General features: G+C 35.0%; 20 protein-coding genes. All 20 read left to right on the top strand.

Annotated features, from left to right (window positions below; all coding sequences use genetic code 11):
* Nucleotides 1–202 precede the first annotated feature (202 nt).
* The 20 genes from BN30_RS03335 to BN30_RS03240 all read left to right on the top strand — a co-directional run bounded on the left by BN30_RS03335 (nucleotide 203) and on the right by BN30_RS03240 (nucleotide 20,093).
* A complete protein-coding gene (locus BN30_RS03335) occupies nucleotides 203–679 on the top strand; it encodes a CarD family transcriptional regulator (protein ID WP_019214095.1) in 477 nt (158 codons plus the stop codon).
* 8 nt (nucleotides 680–687) lie between these two features.
* Nucleotides 688–1,752: a PIN/TRAM domain-containing protein gene (locus BN30_RS03330; RefSeq protein ID WP_019214094.1), complete on the top strand. Its 1,065-nt coding sequence runs from the start codon at nucleotides 688–690 to the stop codon at nucleotides 1,750–1,752.
* Between the two features lie 14 nt (nucleotides 1,753–1,766).
* Complete coding sequence (gene ispD, locus BN30_RS03325) at nucleotides 1,767–2,495, top strand: 2-C-methyl-D-erythritol 4-phosphate cytidylyltransferase (protein WP_019214093.1); 729 nt, start codon at nucleotides 1,767–1,769, stop codon at nucleotides 2,493–2,495.
* Nucleotides 2,495–2,971 (top strand): 2-C-methyl-D-erythritol 2,4-cyclodiphosphate synthase, encoded by a 477-nt coding sequence (gene ispF, locus BN30_RS03320; protein WP_019214092.1) that lies wholly within the window; start codon nucleotides 2,495–2,497, stop codon nucleotides 2,969–2,971. The genes ispD and ispF overlap by 1 nt, the downstream gene beginning before the upstream one ends.
* A 98-nt stretch (nucleotides 2,972–3,069) precedes the next feature.
* Entirely contained in the window at nucleotides 3,070–3,534 is a 465-nt protein-coding gene (locus BN30_RS08880; protein ID WP_019214091.1) for a rhodanese-like domain-containing protein, read from the top strand.
* 262 nt (nucleotides 3,535–3,796) lie between these two features.
* A complete protein-coding gene (locus BN30_RS09995) occupies nucleotides 3,797–3,937 on the top strand; it encodes a hypothetical protein (RefSeq protein WP_019214090.1) in 141 nt (46 codons plus the stop codon).
* 196 nt (nucleotides 3,938–4,133) lie between these two features.
* Nucleotides 4,134–5,276 (top strand): YibE/F family protein, encoded by a 1,143-nt coding sequence (locus BN30_RS03305; RefSeq protein WP_019214089.1) that lies wholly within the window; start codon nucleotides 4,134–4,136, stop codon nucleotides 5,274–5,276.
* Between the two features lie 44 nt (nucleotides 5,277–5,320).
* Entirely contained in the window at nucleotides 5,321–8,128 is a 2,808-nt protein-coding gene (locus BN30_RS09565) for an S-layer homology domain-containing protein (protein ID WP_019214088.1), read from the top strand.
* A 171-nt stretch (nucleotides 8,129–8,299) separates the two neighbouring features.
* Nucleotides 8,300–9,412: an ABC transporter ATP-binding protein gene (locus BN30_RS03295; RefSeq protein ID WP_341348921.1), complete on the top strand. Its 1,113-nt coding sequence runs from the start codon at nucleotides 8,300–8,302 to the stop codon at nucleotides 9,410–9,412.
* Nucleotides 9,399–10,331, top strand: coding sequence for a carbohydrate ABC transporter permease (locus BN30_RS03290; RefSeq protein ID WP_019214086.1), 933 nt, complete (start codon nucleotides 9,399–9,401; stop codon nucleotides 10,329–10,331). Before BN30_RS03295 ends, BN30_RS03290 begins: the two co-directional genes overlap by 14 nt.
* A gap of 5 nt (nucleotides 10,332–10,336) precedes the next feature.
* Nucleotides 10,337–11,164 carry a carbohydrate ABC transporter permease gene (locus BN30_RS03285; RefSeq protein ID WP_019214085.1) on the top strand — a complete coding sequence of 276 codons (828 nt, stop codon included), beginning with the start codon at nucleotides 10,337–10,339 and terminating at the stop codon, nucleotides 11,162–11,164.
* A gap of 24 nt (nucleotides 11,165–11,188) precedes the next feature.
* Nucleotides 11,189–12,544, top strand: coding sequence for an ABC transporter substrate-binding protein (locus BN30_RS03280; RefSeq protein ID WP_019214084.1), 1,356 nt, complete (start codon nucleotides 11,189–11,191; stop codon nucleotides 12,542–12,544).
* Between the two features lie 55 nt (nucleotides 12,545–12,599).
* Nucleotides 12,600–14,006 (top strand): CehA/McbA family metallohydrolase, encoded by a 1,407-nt coding sequence (locus BN30_RS03275; protein ID WP_019214083.1) that lies wholly within the window; start codon nucleotides 12,600–12,602, stop codon nucleotides 14,004–14,006.
* Nucleotides 13,996–14,691 (top strand): HAD family hydrolase, encoded by a 696-nt coding sequence (locus BN30_RS03270; protein ID WP_019214082.1) that lies wholly within the window; start codon nucleotides 13,996–13,998, stop codon nucleotides 14,689–14,691. The genes BN30_RS03275 and BN30_RS03270 overlap by 11 nt, the downstream gene beginning before the upstream one ends.
* A 77-nt stretch (nucleotides 14,692–14,768) precedes the next feature.
* A complete protein-coding gene (locus BN30_RS09560; protein ID WP_019214081.1) occupies nucleotides 14,769–15,485 on the top strand; it encodes a TIGR04282 family arsenosugar biosynthesis glycosyltransferase in 717 nt (238 codons plus the stop codon).
* Entirely contained in the window at nucleotides 15,463–16,158 is a 696-nt protein-coding gene (locus BN30_RS03260; protein ID WP_019214080.1) for a TVP38/TMEM64 family protein, read from the top strand. The genes BN30_RS09560 and BN30_RS03260 overlap by 23 nt, the downstream gene beginning before the upstream one ends.
* On the top strand, nucleotides 16,127–16,801 hold the full coding sequence (locus BN30_RS03255) for a TVP38/TMEM64 family protein (protein WP_019214079.1): 675 nt from the start codon (nucleotides 16,127–16,129) through the stop codon (nucleotides 16,799–16,801). The genes BN30_RS03260 and BN30_RS03255 overlap by 32 nt, the downstream gene beginning before the upstream one ends.
* A complete protein-coding gene (locus BN30_RS03250) occupies nucleotides 16,773–17,459 on the top strand; it encodes a TIGR04283 family arsenosugar biosynthesis glycosyltransferase (protein ID WP_019214078.1) in 687 nt (228 codons plus the stop codon). The genes BN30_RS03255 and BN30_RS03250 overlap by 29 nt, the downstream gene beginning before the upstream one ends.
* Nucleotides 17,449–18,405, top strand: a complete 957-nt coding sequence (locus BN30_RS03245; RefSeq protein ID WP_019214077.1) for a heterodisulfide reductase-related iron-sulfur binding cluster — start codon at nucleotides 17,449–17,451, stop codon at nucleotides 18,403–18,405. Before BN30_RS03250 ends, BN30_RS03245 begins: the two co-directional genes overlap by 11 nt.
* Nucleotides 18,406–18,509: 104 nt before the next feature.
* The gene (locus BN30_RS03240) at nucleotides 18,510–20,093 is read left to right on the top strand and encodes an ATP-binding cassette domain-containing protein (RefSeq protein ID WP_019214076.1); all 1,584 of its coding nucleotides are present in this window, start codon (nucleotides 18,510–18,512) and stop codon (nucleotides 20,091–20,093) included.
* The last annotated feature ends 6 nt before the right edge of the window (nucleotides 20,094–20,099 follow it).

The raw sequence follows: 20,099 nt of genomic DNA, 5'->3' as shown, positions 1-20,099 counted from the left end.
CGTTTCACTCGTTCTCTTGGTGCACGGACTTAGCAACCTTGCCATCGCCTTCGGCGATGTAAGAAATATTTAAAAAAAATCAATAAAAGGCTTGACAAAGATTATATAATATGATATTATAAAACTTTACTTTTTGTCTCTCTTGTGATATAATATACTATAGGTATGAAATTATCATCTAAAGGAAGGGGAGGCGAAAAGTATGTATGAAGTAGGAGATATGGTTTGTTATCCAATGCATGGAGCAGGCATCATAGTAGACATAGAAAAAAAGGAAATCTTAGGCAAAAAAGAAGATTATTTTGTTGTGAAATTACCTATTGGCGCTATGAAGGTTATGATACCTGTAAAAAATGCGGAAAAAAGAGGGATAAGATCAATCATTGATAAAGATAAGTTAAAAGATGTCATTGAAGTATTAAAAGAAGAACCGACAAAGATGAGCACTAACTGGAACAAGAGAGTTAGGGATAATACTGAGATTTTGAAGGGCGGAGACATCTTCGAAGTCGCTAAAGTTTACCGTAACTTAAAAAGTTTAGATGATAAGAGGAATCTTTCCACCGGAGAAAAAAAGATACTTCATGACACAAAAAACATTTTGATTAGTGAAATGATACTCTCTTCCGGCAAATCATACGAAGAAATTGACAAAATTATCTACGAGGCAGTAGAGTAGGAGGAAAAATGTTTAAAAAAATTATGAAAGCTGTCATGTTCCTCATAGGAGCAGCAGCAGGTTATGGCGTAAGTTTATTAGCCACAAGCCTTGTCCCAGCATTTCATGATTACAGTATCTATGTATCGGTATTTTTATCTGTTTTATTTGCAATTATTTTTTATTTATTGTCAGATACTGTATTCGACAAAATTATAAATGTTGGTGACAGGGTTGAGATTGAACTAAGAAGGTTCACCAGCTTGGACCTTATCTTAGGTTTAGTAGGTTTATTAGTTGGACTTGTTATAGCATTTTTGCTATCGCAGCTCGCTATGAACATAGGCATACCAGTACTTGGACCGGTTTTATCCGTTATATTCTATATACTTTTCCCATATATAGGGATTATAGTTACAACTAGAAGAAAGGATATCTCAAATATTGGTGAGAAATTTACTCAAAAGAGTACTGTAAAAAAATCAAAGAAAAAAGACACAGAACTATATAAAATTCTTGATACATCTGTTATAATAGATGGTAGGATTAAAGACATCGCTAGCTCAGGTTTCATCGAGGGTACACTAGTTATACCAAAGTTTGTCTTGCAAGAGCTTCAGCACATAGCTGATTCGGCGGACGATCAAAGAAGAAAAAGAGGTAGACGTGGCCTAGATATACTTAAGCAAATGCAAAATGAAGCAAAAGTTGATATAGAAGTTTCTAGTGAAAAGATAGATAATGTAGAAGAGATTGATGACAAGATACTTGAACTAGCATCTATGATGAACGCAAAAGTCCTTACTAACGACTACAATTTAAATAAAGTAGCTCAAGTAAGAGGCATAGAAGTTCTTAATATCAACGAGCTTGCTAATGCAGTTAAACCAGTGATACTTCCAAGCGAAGAGCTTGAAGTTGAGATAGTTAGAGCAGGTAAGGAAAAGAATCAAGGCCTTGCTTATCTATCTGATGGAACCATGATAGTTGTTGAAGAAGCTAAGAAGAGGATAGGCGAAAAGCTTAAAGTCGAGATAACAACAGTGCTTCAAACAGCTGCTGGTAAGATGATGTTTGCGAAAATTAAAGAATAGTTGGAGGAAATTTCATGATAGAGAATAAGTTCGTCTCGGTTATAATTGCCGCTGCAGGCATGAGTAACAGGATGGGCTCTAAGATCAACAAGGCTTTTCTGCGCATAAATGACAAGCCAATACTTGCTCATACCATAGAAAAGTTTGAAAGATCAAAGTACATCGACGAGATAATTATTGTCTGTAAAAAAGACGAGATAGATTACACAAGAAAAGAAATTGTTAATAGATATAAATTTACTAAAGTCGTTAACATTGTTAAAGGTGGTAAGGAAAGACAGGATTCTGTTTATAACGGCATCAAAGCCATTAGTGTTAATGCCGATATAGTTTTAACACACGATGGAGCAAGGCCATTTATAAGGACTGAGACTATTAACAAGGCTGTTGAAACTGTTCTAAATTGTGACGCCTGCGTTGTTGGAGTTAGAGTTAAGGACACGATAAAATCAGTTAACGAAGACGATACAGTTCATCATACGCCAAAGAGATCACTTTTGTGGCAAGCGCAAAGCCCGCAATGCTTTAAAAAAGACGTTTTGCTTAGAGGCTATGAGCACGCGATAAAAGAAAATATCTTAGCTACAGACGACTCGGCACTCGTTGAATTTGCTGGAGTTGAGGTAAAGATGCTTGAAGGTCACTACGATAACATCAAGATAACTACACCAGAAGATTTAGTTATAGCTGAGATCTTCAATACTAATTGGAAGAAAAAGCTGAAGAGCACAGGAGCGTTCTAATGGATATAAGAATTGGTAATGGCTTTGACGTTCATAAGCTTGTCGAAGGCAGAGATTTAATACTTGGCGGCGTAAAGATAGAGCACGAAAAGGGCCTACTTGGTCACAGCGATGCAGATGTCTTGATACACGCGATTATGGATGCCATCTTAGGAGCTATGGCTAAGGAAGATATAGGCTACCACTTTCCGGACACTAGTGATGAGTACCTTGATATTGATTCAAGAGTACTACTTAGAAGGGTTTATGCCATGGTCAAGAAAGAAGGATACACTATTTCAAATATAGACGCGACTATAATGATGCAAAGGCCAAAATTAAGACCACACATAGATGAGATGAGAGCGAATATTGCAAAAGACCTTGAATTAAACATAGATAGAGTGAGTGTAAAGGCTACAACTACAGAAAAACTTGGCTTCGAAGGAAGAGAAGAAGGCGTTAGTTGTATGGCAAGCACTATACTACTAAAGTAGTATTTATTAAGAAAAAATCAAGATAATGTTAAATAATTTTACAATTATACTTAAAAGTGGTATAATATCTATGGTAAAAATTTAAGGGGGTAATACACATGAAAAAATTATTATCATTAGCTTTAGTACTTGTACTAGCATTTTCACTAGTAGCTTGTAAGAAAGCAGAAGACAAACCAGCAGAAAATGCTGATGCAACTGAAAGCGTTCCAGCAGACCAAGCTGATAGCGTTCAAACAGGAGAAAAAGCAACTATGACAGGTGATGAAGTAGTAGCACTACAAGCAGATGCTGAACAAGAAGGCAAATACGTTATCGTTGACGTAAGAAGCGCTGACGAATACGCTGCAGGTCACATCAAAGATGCAAAGAACGTTCCACTAGATGACATCAAAAACGATCCATCAGTTCTAGACGCTGACAAAGACAAAAAGATCGTTTTATATTGCAACTCTGGTAAAAAATCTGGAGAAGCTCAAGATGCTTTACTAGCAGCAGGTTACACTGACGTAGTTAATGCTGACGGCGTTAAGACTTATGAATACGAATTAGTAACTGAATAGTATTTAAAAATCAAATGAGAAAGAGCGAGTGATCGCTCTTTTTTTGTGGGAATTTTTTATATGCGCCCTCTTTACTTGATGAATGAGTAAGGAGGGTATTTCTTTGTAAATAGTAAATGAAAATTCAATTGTACTTATAAATATGGTAAAAACACATTTATCTTCTGAAAATTTATATTATTTTTACATCTATATATTCTTACTATAATATTTATCTCATAGAATAGGTCTCGTAGAAAATATTTATTAACTGGAGTTAAAAATGAAGAATTTATTTAAAAGAACATTATTGCTACTTATGGCGATACTTATGTTTATCTCTCCACTCAATGGAGTCATAGCAGAAAGTAATAATGAAGCTATCGTACTTGATAGCGGTGAGGCAAATAGCGAAAATAATTAATTAAAATATATTAAGTTATACTGCCCCTCTTTATTGAACACATAGTAATGAGGCATTTATTTACAAGTAATTTACAAATAGCTGATGTATCCATTATATTTTCATAGTATCATGAACAGGAATTGCGTAGAAAAAGTAGCAATTTCAAAATAAAAATGTTAAATATTTTGATATTGCTAATAATAGGGAGGATAAATTGAAAAAACTAATTAATACAGTACTTGTAATTATATTAATAGCAATATATATTTTTTACAGAAAAGTCGATTTTGGAGAAGTAAGGTGGGATAACAAAAACGTCCACTACGTTAAAGCTAAAGTTCTAGAAGTTTTAGAAGAAGATTTAAGTAAAAAGTATAACTACTTAAATGTTGGAAGTCAAAAACTAAAAGTTAAGATACTAGAAGGAAAAGAAGCTGGAGAAGAGAAGATTATTGATAACACATTGTTCAACACTAGCTCTATACTTGCTAAAAAAGGAACAAGAATTATTTTATTGATAGATTCACCAGAAGGCGTTGAACCATATTATACAGTGTATAACTATGACAGAAGCATTGCTATAGCCATATACATAGGACTTTTTATACTCCTACTTTATGCTGTAGGCAAGAAAAATGGACTAAAGAGTGCATTAGCCCTGATTATTAGTATATATATCATAGCACTTTATATGCTTCCTTCTATATATATAGGAAGACCAATAATACTAGTTACCTTAGTGACTATCTTATTAGCAAGCATATACTCAGCAGTAATAATATTTGGTTATTCGCTAATAGGTTTGGTTAACATAATTTCGATATTTATATCTTTTATAATAGTCGCAGTTTTATCATATTTGGTATCGATAACGGCACATCTAACAGGCTTTGTTGACCCAAATGCTGAAGGCTTATTTTATATAGTAGAAAAAACTGGGATGCAATTACAGTATATTTTCTTTGCAGGCATTACAATATCGACATATGGAGCAGCAAAAGACGTGTCCGTGTCAATAAGTTCAGCTTTGCTAGAAATAAAAACTTTGAACAAAAATATGGGCTCTAAAGACTTGTTTAAATCAGGAATGAATATAGGTAAAGACATAATCGCTACCATGGTGGATACACTTATATTTGCTTTTATAGGTAGCTCTCTTACAACAGTACTTTCACTGATGTCATACGGCGTGCAATTCAACCAGCTTATTAGCAGTAACTTCTTTAGCATGGAACTTGCCAATGGTTTGATTGCTACAAGTGTTGTAGTTATGATGGTACCTATATCGGCATACATTTCGAGTCTAGTATACAACATTGAAGATAAGAGCATGATAAGGAAATTTTTAACAAAATAAATCAATTCTATTCAAATTCATATCAAGTTTTAAGGAGGAAAAAAATGAAAACAAAAAGAATTGTAAGCTTAGTATTAGTTTTTCTAATCTTATTAAGTACTTTTTCATTCGATTTGAAAGCAAGTGATGCTGTCACAAATGAAGAAGTCATAAGAGAAGATAATGAAGAAAAGCTTTCAAATGAAACAAATGAAGAAGAAGCAAATTCACCAGTAGATGAAAGTCTATCAGAAGAAAAAGAGGACGAATCAAGTGAAGAGACTAGTGATGATACTGTTTCTTTCAATGATAATTGGACATATTTTGAAGATGGAGTAGATCCATCATCAGATCCAGAACATAATACGTGGGCATTTGGTCAATACAATAAAGATGCTGCTGCTGCCAAAACTGGACAAGCACCTTTTGGAGCAAAAGAAGGAAAAGAGTACGTTAAAGATGGATTTACAACAAAGACTTTATTAAGACACTATCTTGATGATAAAAAAACAGTTCCTACATATTTTTTTGTTAAGAAATTTAATGTAGATAATACAATGTCATTATCGAATAAATCTTTAAAGTTTGACTTAGCTTATGATGACGCAGTCATCGTTTACTTAAACAGAGATGTTATATATAAAGCCAATGTTCCTGATGCTGGATATACACAAAGTGTTGAATATGGATGTAAAGAAAAAGTAGGTAAGCCCAAAAAAGTAGAAGTAAGTATTGCGTTTTCAGACTGGCAAGAAAAGCTAACAAGTGGAGAAAACTATCTAGCTGTAGAATTGCACCAATACTCTAATAAGAGTTCAGACATCTACTTTGACATGCAAAACATCAGATTTGAAGATGAAGCACAAAAAGCCACATCTGAGAATGAATTTGCTACACCAGTATTGACTATAGGAAGCAATCCAAGTGAGAGAAATTTCACATGGTACAACAAAGTTAATGCTACTGGATATGTAGAAGTAAAAGAGTCTGGAGACAGCGAAGGCAAAATATTTACAGCAGAAGCTAACGAAAACAATCGTAAAAAAGGCTTTGTTAACTACAAAGCAAACATTAAAGGTTTAAAAGCAGATACAGAGTATGAACTAGTATATTGGAATGGAGAGAATAGCACTAAGTCAGAAGCAGTAAATTTCAAGACAGCTAAAGAAGGAGACTTCTCGTTCTTCTTAGTAGGTGACCCACAAATTGGTGCGGGCGGCAACAAAGAAAGCGATGCACAAGGTTGGGACAAAACATTAAACATCATGAAGAAAAGAATGACTGATGAAGGAACAAATTTTGCCTTCCTACTAAGTGCTGGTGATCAAATTAATAGCTACTCAAGTAATGAGGATGAATACGTGGGCTTTACCGAAAGAGACGGATTAAAGGGAATGACGTTAGCACCAGTTATTGGCAACCACGATGGAGAAAATGCTACTAGAAATGGATTTTTTGAACACTATACACTTCCAGAATTCGGTAATGAAGGTAGAGCAGATTATGCTTATGTATATAATAATACTTTATTTATTTCGCTAGACTCTACTTATGGAGTGCATCAAGCTGAACATAGTGATTTTGTAAAGAAGACAGTTGAAAAATACAAAAACAAAGTAGACTGGAAAGTATTAACATTCCACCATGCAATCTATTCAGTCGCAACACATGCAGTTGATAAAGACATACTAAATAGAAGACAATATATTCCAAAGCTAGTTAAAGATAATGGTATAGATGCAGTTCTTATGGGTCACGATCACGTATATGTAAGAACACACTTAATGGATGGAACAGAGCCATTAGTTAAGTGGGAAAATAACGTAGAAGGAAAGGCACCAAATGAGTATATAAACCCTAAGGGAGCGCTATACATTACAGCAAACTCTGGCTCGGGATCAAAATTCTATACAATAAAAGATGAAAAATTTGATTATGCAGCAGTAAAAAACCAAGAAAGAGTTCCTAACTACTCAGAAATATCTGTAACTGATAATACTTTTAAAGTAGTAACATATAGGACAAGTGATAACTCAGTAGTTGATGAAGTGACATTAAAGAAAGAAAAAGAAAATCCAAATCCAGAACCAAATCCAAACCCACAACCAGAACCAAATCCAGAACCAAATCCTGATAACGACAATACTATAATTATACCGCCATATGAACCTGATACTAGAGATGAGCACAGCTATAGACCAAGAAGACCAAGAACAGACAAAACAGAAGAAAATAAAGAAGAAACAAAGACTATTGAAACAAATACAAAACCTATAGAAAAAACAAAACTTAGTCCAATAGAAGTAGCTGATAAAGTCTTACCAGTTAATTTTACAGACATAGTCAATGAAAAAAGAAGAGATGCCATCATCAATCTTGCATCAAGAGGTGTTTTAGCAGGCATTAAAAAAGATAAGTTTATGCCAAACACAACAGTTACTAGAGCCATGGTAGCTGCAGTCTTCATGAGAATATCAATAGATAAGTTTATAAACACAAGTATGAGCGCAAAAGATATCACAATGAAAGACTGGTACTTCAATTCAGTTAAGTGGGCAATGACACATGGTATTGTAGCCGGATACTCAGACGGATCATTCAAGCCTATGAAAAAAGTAAGTAGACAAGAACTAGCCGTTATGCTTGAAGGACTTCTTAAACTATATAATATTAATATGCCTAATGTAGTTGACGTTGACTATAGCGCATATAGCTATCTACCAGCATGGAGCCGCGATGCAGTTATAGACGTAGTTAGAAAAGGCTTGTTAGAATTAGATCAAGATGGCAAACTTGGATACGATAAAGAAGTTAGTCGTGCTGACTTTGCATACGCAATTGATAAGATAGTTGAGTTTGCACTAAACAATTAGTTTTTAATAAAGATATAGCTAAGAATAATTGATATCTACCCTCTTTACTTGATGAATGAGTAAGGAGGGTATTTTTTGTAAAATTATATTAAATAAAAACCAAATACTTTACTCACACTTAACATATTGCACATACAACATTAACAAAGCTCATGTATTATAAACAAGTAATTGAGATATGAAAATTATTTAGGAGGATGTATGAGTAAGATTTCTTTAAGACATGTATATAAAAAGTATGAGAATGGAATCGATAACGCTGTTAAAGACTTTAATCTTGAAGTAGAAGACAAAGAGTTCATAGTCTTTGTTGGACCATCAGGTTGCGGCAAGTCCACAACGCTTAGGATGATAGCTGGACTTGAAGATATTAGTGAAGGCGAGCTACTAATCGATGGCAGGAGAATGAACGAGGTAGCGCCAAAAGACAGAGGCACCGCAATGGTCTTTCAAAATTATGCTCTATACCCACACTTAAATGTTTATGACAATATTGGTTTTGGGCTAAAGATTCGTGGCGTTGACATGGATATTAGAGATAAAAGTATTAGAGAAACTGCCGAAAAGCTTGGTTTAACTGAGTACCTAAAGAGAAAGCCGTTTGAGCTATCAGGAGGACAAAAGCAAAGGGTAGCTTTAGGCAGGGCCATAGTTAGAGACGCTGAAATCTTTTTAATGGATGAGCCGCTATCGAACCTTGATGCTAAGCTTAGAATACACATGAGAGAAGAGCTTGTTGAGCTGCAAAGGGAGCTGGGCTCAACTGTTATATACGTAACTCACGATCAAACAGAGGCTATGACTATGGCTACAAGGATAGTTTGTTTAAAAGATGGCGTGATTCAACAAGTTGGCACTCCAAAGGAGCTTTATGAAAACCCTAGCAATGTCTTTGTTGCGGGCTTTTTAGGAGCACCGCCAATGAATTTTATCAAAGGAAAAATTAGATACGGAAAACTTTATAATAGCAAAGGAAGGGCTCTTGCAAATTATTCTAAAGTTGACAATAAAGATGTAATCATGGGCATTAGGCCTGAGCACATTAGAATTACTGATAATGAAGATGACTTAGCATTAAAGATTAAGATGGTAGAGCTATTAGGAGCAGATTACCATATACATGGCGAGCTAGATGGAGATGAGATAACTCTTAGAGTAGATGCAAAGCTTGAAATCGAGTCAAAAAGCGAGATACACATTGCTTTTGTGACAGAAAATATCTTGCTATTTGATGCTAAGACAGAAAACAGAATTTTCTGGGAGGCAATAGATGGAGTTAAGTAGAGAAGTAAGCAAAGCAAAAGATAAAAGCAAAGTAAAAAGAGTTCGTGGAATAAAAAGTATAAGCTTTTCAGGCTTTCTTGTCTATATAGTTTTGCCACTAATACCAATTTTGGTGTTTTGGTTCATCCCAATGATAGCGTCATTCTTACTAAGTTTTACAGATTGGGACTATATCAGCCCGACATTTAATGTTGTTGGCGCACAAAACTACAAGGACATACTTAGTAGCGATGCCTTTTGGCAAGCACTTAAAAATACTTTGTTATTCGGTCTAGGAACAGTAGTTCCGACACTTATCTTTGGTTTTTTGATGGCAATACTCATAGATAAGTTTAGACGCAGCAAAGAGCTTATACAAGGCTTTTTATTCGCACCATGGATTACACCGATGGTTGCTATGTCTATAGTATGGAGTTGGATGTTTAGACCAGATATCGGCCTTATCAATAGAGGGCTAGCTATTTTTGGCATAAGTGGACCAAACTGGTTAACAGACTCAAACACAGCGCTCATCGCTGTAATGATAGTAACCGTATGGAAGACATCGGGCTGGTGCATGCTTTATTACGCAGACGCTATCAGCAAGATACCAAAGGATTTATTCGAAGCATATGAGCTTGAAGGCTCAAGTGTTTGGCAAAAGATAAAGTACATCTATACGCCGATGACAGCAAAGACAACACTGTTCTTAGCGGTTATAAGCCTAATTAACTCAATACAAGCCTACGACCAAATCAGTGTACTAACACGTGGCGGTCCAGCAGGATCAACAAGAACACTGCTTTATTTATTCTATCAAATGGCATTCGAGCAATTCAACATGGGGAAGGCGACAACGGTAACCATGATTATGGTCGTCATTACTGGTATACTCGCTGGACTTATGTTTATCTTGCAAAAGAAGTTTGCAAATAGGTGATAAAGATGAAAAAACAAATTAAATCAGTAAATATAATAATAGTTACAATAGTAAGTATTATTACCTTCTTCCCACTTTTATGGATGTTCTCAAACTCATTTAAGAGTGCGGAAAGCATAATCAGAGAGCCGATGAAATTAGCTCCAGAATTCTTTGACTTAAGAAATTTTAGAGGAGTTTTAGAGCAAGCACCATTTGACCTATATATTTTTAACAGTATAATCACATCCATCGCGATAGTTGTACTTCAAATGCTAACTTCTATACTCATGGGATATGGCTTGTCACGCTTTAAGTTCAAGGGAAAGAAAGTTTTATTTGGGGCAATACTATTAACGTATATGCTGCCAGCTGCGGCGACTTATGTACCGAGCTATGTAATACTTGCTAAGATGAATTTAATAGATACACTAACTGGCATCGTAATATCAAACGCGGCGAGCGTCTTTGCCATATATATGATTTATCAAACATTTTCATCCATACCAAAGGAGCTTATCGAAGCGGCTGAGATGGACGGAGCAAATAACTGGCAGATTCTTTGGAGAGTTTTGGTACCAGTAGCAAAGTCTACAATACTTACAACTGCTTTAATTCAGTTCGTGGCGATGTACAATAACTACATGTGGCCATCACTTATAACTAACAGCAAAAAGAATTATCTAATAAGCGTTGGCTTAAATATATTCTTTAATTCAAGAGGAAATTTCACTCAAAACCTACCTATGCTCATGGCAGCTAATGCGATTGCGGTACTTCCGCTGTTAATATTATTTTTAGTATTACAAAAGTGGTTTATCAAAGGCATCAGTGACAACGGCATAAAAGGCTAAAATTATCATTATAGGAGGAAAAAAATGAAAAAATTAAGAAGTTTAGCTGTAATACTTTTAGTATTATCACTAGTATTTACAGCATGTTCACCAGCTGCTAAGGAAGCTATGGACGAAGGAGATAAGACTACAAGTTCTGAAGCAAATGAGTCGAAGAGCGAAGAAAAGAAAGATGAAACAGCTAGCGATAAGCCAGTTGAAATTCAATTCTGGTATGGATTAGGTTCTGTAGCTGGAGAAACTATGGAAGAAATTATTAATGATTTTAACAATTCGCAAGACAAGGTAAAGGTAACAGGCGTTCAACAAGCCGACTACGACGAAACTTATCAAAAGGTTCAAGCAGCTATTGCAGCTAATCAAGCACCAGCAGTTTTCATAGGTAGCAAGATTAAAGAAATGAGTGAAGCAGGTCTATTGGCTGACTTAACACCATATATCGACGAAAGAACACCTCTTGATGATTATCTAGATGTATTTATGAAGCCAGATCAAATCGATGGCAAAGTATATGCCTTCCCAGCTTATGGCACAACTCAAGTTATTTACTATAGAAAAGATTTACTTGAAAAAGCTGGATTAGATCCTCAAGATGTATACTCATCTTGGGACAAAGTTTTTGAAGCATCAAAGACAATGCAAGAAAAAGGCATAGCTGACTGGGGTCACCTAGTTATGTGGGGTCCAGATAACCTATCAGACATTGCTTATAGCAATGGCGGTACTGTATTGTCAGAAGATGGTAAGACAGTAACTATCAACTCGCCTGAATGGGTTGAGGCTTGGGACTTTGTTAGAAAGCAAATTTTTGACGATAAAACTACTAAGATTGAATCAGGCGGACAAGGCTGGGAATATTGGTACAGAACTATCGATAACGTTATGAATGGTACTGCAATGAGCTATACTGGCTCATCAGGAGATAAGGGCGACCTTGATTTTACAAAGATTGACTCAATTCCTCAACCATCATTACACGATAAAAATGGTAAAGCTCAAGCAGGCGCACACAGCTTATTAGTTCCAGAAGCTGTATCAGAAGAACAAAAGAAAGCTGCTTATGAATGGATAGCATACTTCACAAGTCCTGAAATATCTGCTAAGTGGTCAATGAAGATTGGTTATATACCTGTTAGAAAGAGTACTATGGATATCGAAGAGTACAAGAAGTTTATAGAAGAAAGTCCATATGCAAAGGTACCATATGAACAAGCACTTACAGCTACACCAGTGTTTGTAGACCCGACTAAGGGACAAATCATAGACGCTTTAAAGATAGCTGCAGATAAAGTTGAATTACAAAACGTTCCAGCTAAGGAAGCACTTGACGAAGCACAAAAAGTAGCTCAAAAAGCACTTGATGAAGTACTAAATAAGTAAGATTATAATTTGGGCGTCTCTATGTGAGGCGCTTATTTTTTAGTGAGAGGTATATATGCAAAGAGAGAAATTCTTAAATATAAAGTTAAATAAGGCTTATGACGTAGTAAATTTCACTATTGATAAAGATATCAAGGCCCTAACAATTAAGTGGAGCAATAACAAACAGTTTTTTAGCGCCTACGTTTTCGGCCCAGATAAGAAGCTTTATGCACAGGTAATAGCTGCGAAGGATAGCGGCGAAAGGCACATAGCAACTATCCAATCTAGCTGTTCGCCTTGCTGCCAAAGCTTTAAGCCTAATATAGCTAAGGGCGTTTGGAGTCTTGAATATGGCGTTCTAAATATGTGTGACGCAGATGATATCAGTCTTGAAATTTATGAAGGAGATTTAGATAGTGAAGAAAATAGATTTAATGAAGTAAATTTATTTGATAGCATAATGATGAAGGACTATGGACCTAAGAAAACTTCTTATGCGGCGGACTTCCACACTCACACCATATATTCAGACGGTAAAATGTCTAGAGAAGCCAATAATGATGTAGCGATAAAGCAAGGACTAGACTTCTTTGTGCCTACGGATCACAATGTCTATCACTACACATGGCCAAAGCATGAGGGCTTAAAAGTTTACCCAGGTATAGAGATAACATCTAGCCTTGGTCACATCAACTTATTATTTACAGAAAAAACGCCATTTGCAGAGCATGCAATATATGAGATTGAAGACGAAGAAGCACTTGTAAGGATAATAAAAGAGGCAAAGGATTACTCACTGATTTCAGTGAACCATCCATGTATGCCGCCATGGGATTTTCATGCAAAATCATTTCCGCTTGACTTAATCACATTTATGGAAGTGATCAACGACCCGACGTATATGACATCTAAAAAGGCAATCAAAGACGCCATAAAAGCCTGGAACTACTTATTGAACGACAGCTACAGAGTCATATCCATAGGCGGAAGCGACTCACACTTACTTCCAGAAGAAAAATATGAGGGTTCAGCATATCCATCGCTCTTAGGAGATCCAAAAACCATAGTTTACGCAAAAGAAAACACAGCCGAAGCTCTTAAAGACGCGATGCTGGCTGGAGAAGTGTCTGTGACTAGATCAAAAGAGATAAAGCTTAGTGCCAATGGCTTAGCAAGAGAAAATGAAAACTTCACTGGAAGAGCAAGCCTAAGAGCGGAGTTACTCGAAAATAATTTTCATTCATCAGCTCTTCATATATCTTGGCTAATCGATGGCGAGTGCATTAAAGATGAAAAGGCTAAAGAGTCGATGTTCAGTATTGAAATAGACAGCGCTTACCACTGGATAAGAGTAGATGTTTGGGACGAAGATGGCAATCTTTATGGATACACTAATCCCATTTTCTTTAATAGAAAGACTAAGGAGCACGAGATGAAAGTCTGGGGCGATTTGATGGAGAAGATGTCAAATGAAAAATAATATAAAAGGCGTAATATTTGATAAAGATGGAACGCTTTTAAAATTTACTGACATTTGGAGACTTAGCTTAGAAGATCTCTTTGATTATTATGAGCTTAGTGAAGCTGATAAGATAGAGATAAGACAGGTAGTAGGAGTGAATGAAGACCGCAGTATTAGAGAAAATTCTATACTTGCCTCAGGCACTATAGCTGATTTAGCAGAAGTATTTAGTAAATATGTTAACAAAAGTGAAGAAGCTCTTGATAAAGAGATAAGTGATTTCTTTTTAGCTTACTTAGCTAAGCATCAAGAATTGATTGTGGGGACGTGTGATGTTAAAAAATGTTTTGACGCGCTAAAGAAACTTGATATCAAAGTAGCTGTCATAACAGCTGATAGCTTTAAGCAAGCAAAACTAAGTTTTGAGATGCTTGGCGTATATGATGAAATAGATTTTTTAGCAGCAGCTGATTTTTATCCAAATAAACCAGATCCATCATCATTAGATGCTTTTTGTAAAAACTTTAGACTAAGTAGAAAAGAAGTAGCCGTTGTAGGCGACTCACTAATAGATTTAGAGCTAGGTAAAGTAGCTGGGCTTGCTATTGGCGTCACATGCGGCGTAGGCACAAAAGAGATGCTCATGAAGGATGCAGATATTGTTTTGAATACGCCACTTGATTTAATAAGTGAATTAAGATAAGTAAAAAATACTATTTGGGTATAAGAAAAGTGTAGAGAATAAATCTTTACACTTTTTTATTGTTTAGGAGATATCAATTGAAAAATTTACTTATTATATTTACAAGAGTGCCTATTGAGGGGCACACAAAGACGCGTCTAGAGGACTTTTTATCTAAAAAGGATATAGTTTTATTTCACAAGAACTTGATAAAAAGACTTCTTTCTGAAGTTATTTCAGATGAGTGGGATATTGAAGTCCATGCGACTCCTTTTGAAAAAGTTAATATACTAAAAGAATTTTTGCCTAATGAAAGATACAAGGCTCAGGCTGATGCGAATCTATTTGAAAAGATGGAGATTGTCATTGATACGGCTCTTAAGACTTATGACAAGGTCGCTATCATCGGTTCAGACATATATGACATCAGCGCAAAAGATATAAAAAATGCCTTTGATGCACTTGATGATAACGATATAGTTTTTAATCCGTCATCAGATGGGGGCTATTCGCTAGTTGCATCAAAGATAAATATTGACGGCAAACTTAATATAGATTTTAAAAATAAATCAATGATACTTGATGAAACTATAAAAAATTCTAATAGTTCACGTATAAAGTGCCTTAGAATCATCGATGATATTGACACTAAAGAGGATCTATTATATAATTACTTTGGCAAAAATGTAGAATTTTTAAGTGAGGATGAGATTATCTTAGATGGCAAAAAAATTAGGCTAGACGAGAAAATATTTCATGACTTAATAAATATTAACAATTGGAGGAATAATAATGAAGAAAAAAACAATATCTAAGATAGTGCTTATTGCAATCATTGTTTTAACAGTAGTACTATACTTTGTAATACCAAGTTTTAACGCGACTATGAACAATTTCGTTTCAAAATTAGGCAGCTTGAACCTTGAATCGGTTATAGAGTTAATCAGGGGTTACGGTGCTTATGCAGCAGTCATATCCTTCTTTTTAATGATACTTCAATCAATTTTGTCACCAATACCAGCACTACTAATTACACTTTCAAATGCAGCAGTATTTGGCTGGTGGAAGGGCGCTTTGCTATCATTCTGGTCATCAATGGTAGGAGCCGCACTATGCTTCTACATCGCTAGAACACTTGGTAGAGACGTTGTTGAAAAGATTACGACTAAGACAGGACTTGCTAAAGTTGACGAATTTTTCGAAAGATACGGCAAAAACTCAATACTTATCTGTAGACTACTACCTTTCGTTTCATTTGACATAGTTAGTTATGCAGCAGGCCTAACACCTATAAAGTTCTGGGACTTTTTCATCGCAACAGGTCTTGGACAATTACCAGCAACTATCGTTTACTCATACTTAGGTAACTTAGCTGGCTCTACAAAAACTATATTTATTTCTATAGTGTGTGTAGTTGCTCTAAGTGCCTTAGTTTACATGATAGGTAAAATTTATAATGACAAGAAAAAAGCAAATAAATCCAATTAAGATACTGAGCCTATTAATTATAATAATAGGCTCGGTTCTAGTTATAAAGTACGTGCCCATGGCGAAACTTAAAGCCTTTATCGAAGAGCGAAGAGAGCTTTCAGAAGTTTTATACGTGGCAGCTTTTGCGATACTTCCGGTATTTTTCTTCCCAGTGCCAGTCCTTGCACTTATAGCAGCTGCACTATTTGGATTTGTGAAGGGAAGCCTTTTGACCATGGTCGGAGCGATTTTAAATATGTCAATTATGTTTGTCATCGCAAGATACATTGGCAGAGACTTTGTTAGCGCTATGGTGCATAAACATGTGAGCAAAAAAACTTACGATAGATATTTTTCAAAAGACGCTAACATCGCATCAGGACTATTCTTAGTGAGACTTACGCCAATAATTCCATACAATATACTTAATTATGCCTATCCATTAACAGATATAGGTTTTTGGAAATATTTGATAGTTTCATTCGTAGGCATTGCACCAGGAACGCTTGTTTACTTAAACCTAGGCGACAAGATTAAAGATTACAAATCAAAAGAGTTTTTGATTGCAGTTTTAATCATGCTTGCTCTTGTAATTATTTCCATTCTGCTTACAAAGTACGTTAATAAGAAAAATGATAGCAATAGTAGTTCCAGTATATAAGGAAGAAAGGAGCATAGAGCGCTTCATTAGGCATTTATATAGCCTAGATGGAGACTTCAAGGTCTATATAGCTTATGCCGATGGTGGAGACGCTACGCTTGATGTGCTTCATAAACTAAACAAGGAATTTCCATTTAAGGTAGTTATGAGCGAAAAATCACGCTCAATTCAGATGAATACAGGCTTTAAAGAAAATACCGAAGAAAAAATAATGTTTTTGCACGCAGACTCTTATTTAGATAAGGATGCCATAGTCAAGATGGATAAGGCACTTGATAAATACAGCGCCGCAGCCATTAAGATAAAATTTACTAGCAAAAGATTTTTAATGAAGGTCGTTGCCTTTAGATCAAATCTAAGACTAAAGCTATATAATATTGCCTATGGAGATCAAGTTATGTCATTTAGGCGCGAAAAATTCATTCAGATGGGCATGTTTAAGGAACTGCCACTTATGGAAGACTACGAAATGTCAAGAAGACTCAAAAAAGAAGGAACAAGGATAAAGGCTATAGACTCATACGTTACGACTGACGCGAGACGCTTTGAACAGACGGGTATACTTAAGACCATAATACTAATGAAAAAATTAAAATTTATGTTTTTGCTCGGCTACTCGATTGAAGAGATCACAAGGAGATACAGAGATGAAAGATGATAAGAAAAAATATTTAGAATACGTTAAAGAGACCTGCCTCGACTGCTCGCTATGCACACAAAACTGCGATTTTCTAACGAAGTATGGACTTGACCTAGCAGATTTTGCGACTAGAGATGACTTAGCTTACTCATGCTTTTTATGCGGCCGCTGCTACGAGGTCTGTCCCGTTGATTTAGATGGCAGAGAGATCTCACTAATACATAGGAAAAATGAGGGCTTCGGCATGATGAAGTTTGAGAAGTCCCTATATAAATTTAGAAATAACTCCAATAAAGAGACCAAGGATTTATTGTGGCTTGGCTGCGCTTTTCCAAGAGCTTTCCCAGAAACAACAAAGAAGATGATAGAGATATTTAGAGAAAATGGATGCGATTACTCAATCGACTGCTGCGGTAAGCCAGTTTTTGAGAGCGGTGACAAAGACAGAGCACAAAATAACATAGACCACATCAAAATGCTTCTACTTAAGAAAAAAGTAAAGAGAGTCGTTACATGCTGCCCAAACTGCTACCACTTCTTTAAAGATTACACAGACATAAACGTAATAACAATATATGAAAAGCTTCACGAGCTAGGCGTAGGCAAGGTTTTGGAAGATGAGTTTCACATATACCACCCATGCCCAGACAAAGTTCATAAAGAGATGTTTAAAGATTTAAAATATTTTATGCCAAACGCCAAGAGCGACTACAAAGACGTTCTTTGCTGTGGCCTAGGCGGTCTTGCGAGCCGCGACGAACCCGAGATAGCGAAAGCCTTTTTAGATAGACTTAAAAATTATGAGAGCATGGTCACAACATATTGTGCGAGCTGCTCGATACAGTTCACAAAGAATCAAATACTTAATCAGCACGCACTTACCATGATACTTGGAACAGATGAAAAAGTTGTTCCAACAAGCCTAGCTAGATTAATAAAGATGAAATTTTATGGTGGAAGATAAATAGAAAGATAAGTTCAATTGAGCTTATCTTTTTTTGTGCAAATCTTGATAAAATTAGATCTAAGGTATATAATTAAATTAATTCACATTAAGAGGTGATTTATATGAAGAAAAATAATATACTTCTTAAATATTTATATTACATATTTCAAAGCATAAATATGCTCACATCACTTGCAGTACCTATCTTTATTAAAAAGATAGTTGATGCAGTCAGCGATAAAGATTATACTTTATTCAAATTTAATGCTATAATATTTACAATTTTGATATTAGCTTTCATAAGCACATTAGCTCTTTCATATTACTTCATGATTTATTATGAAGAGAAGGAATTAAGAAGGCTTAGAAGCAAGTTTTACAATTATCTTGGTTTTGAAAGTTTAAACAATTTAAAGAGCAAATCTTTAGGATCCATCATACAGCTTTTCAATTCAGACATTGAAGGCATCAGAAGCTTCATAATAGAAATACCGTACAAGAGAGTAGTTAAAGCGATTTATTTGGCTTTAATTATAATACTTATGCTTAGAGAAAATATTTATCTGAGTGCATCTATACTTATAATACTACCAATATTTTATTTCATACAAAACAAGATGAGTGAGAAGGAAGCTGTAGTTAACAAGGACATAGAAGAAGCAAATGAAAAGCTCAATGGCAATATCGAAGAATTTTATAATTATAATTACACGATAAAAGCCTTTAATTCGAGTGAAGATACTATTTTAAAAAATGAAGCGGGCCTAGATAAGTATCTAGAAAAAGTTTTTGAAAGACTCAAGATTGATATAGTTTATGATTATTTTATGTCGAACGGACTTTTAAATATACTCGACCTAATCATATACATCTTCGGCGGCTTTTTAGTTTTTAAAGGCTCAGTCAGCATAGGTACCTTGATTTTATTCAGTCAATACGTATCAAAGCTATGGAACCCAATTGAGTTTTACATGTCATATCCAAGAGAGAAGTCCTTGTATGAAATGCACAAAAAAAGATTGGATAGCGTAATTAATTTTGAAAGCAAACTTATAGATGAAGATGCAAAAGATTTTGAAAGTTTAGAGCTAAAAGATTTATCCATAACTTACAATGAAATTATTTTAGATAAAATTAATTTAGAGATAAAAAAAGGCGAGAAGATACTGATAAAGGGAAGCAATGGTTCAGGCAAGACAAGCCTACTTAGAGCTATATCAGGTCTTGAAACTGATTATAGTGGAGAAATATTTTTAAATGGCTGTGAAGTGGATAAAGAATCAAACATATTAAATAAAATTATAAGGCTAGTTCCAGACAAGGCAGATATATTCTATGGAAATATAGAAGAAAATATCAATATGTTTTCAAATAAAAGTGTAAATAAAGATACTAAGATAATTAAAGCCTTAGAGAAAAATAATCTTAGCTTAGATACAGTTCTTGCTTCAAGCATGAACAATCTATCTGGTGGAGAGAAGAAGCTTATAGAGCTTGAAAGAGCTTTTCAAAGCACAGGAGAAATATTTATCTTTGATGAGCCACTTAATTATATAGATAAAAATAATTCGGAACTAGTTATAGAATGTATTAAAGATTTTACAAAAGATAAAACAGTAATTTTAGTCTCACATAATGAGAGCATAGAAAAAATTGCTGATAAAGTATATGAGATAAAGAATAAAAAATTGATAAGAATTAAATAAATTAGT

The organism is Fenollaria massiliensis (assembly GCF_000312505.2).
Taxonomy (GTDB): Bacteria; Bacillota; Clostridia; order Tissierellales; family Peptoniphilaceae; genus Fenollaria; species Fenollaria massiliensis.
The sequence above is the reverse complement of the archived record's forward strand: the minus strand, read 5'-3'. Positions and strand labels throughout refer to the sequence as shown.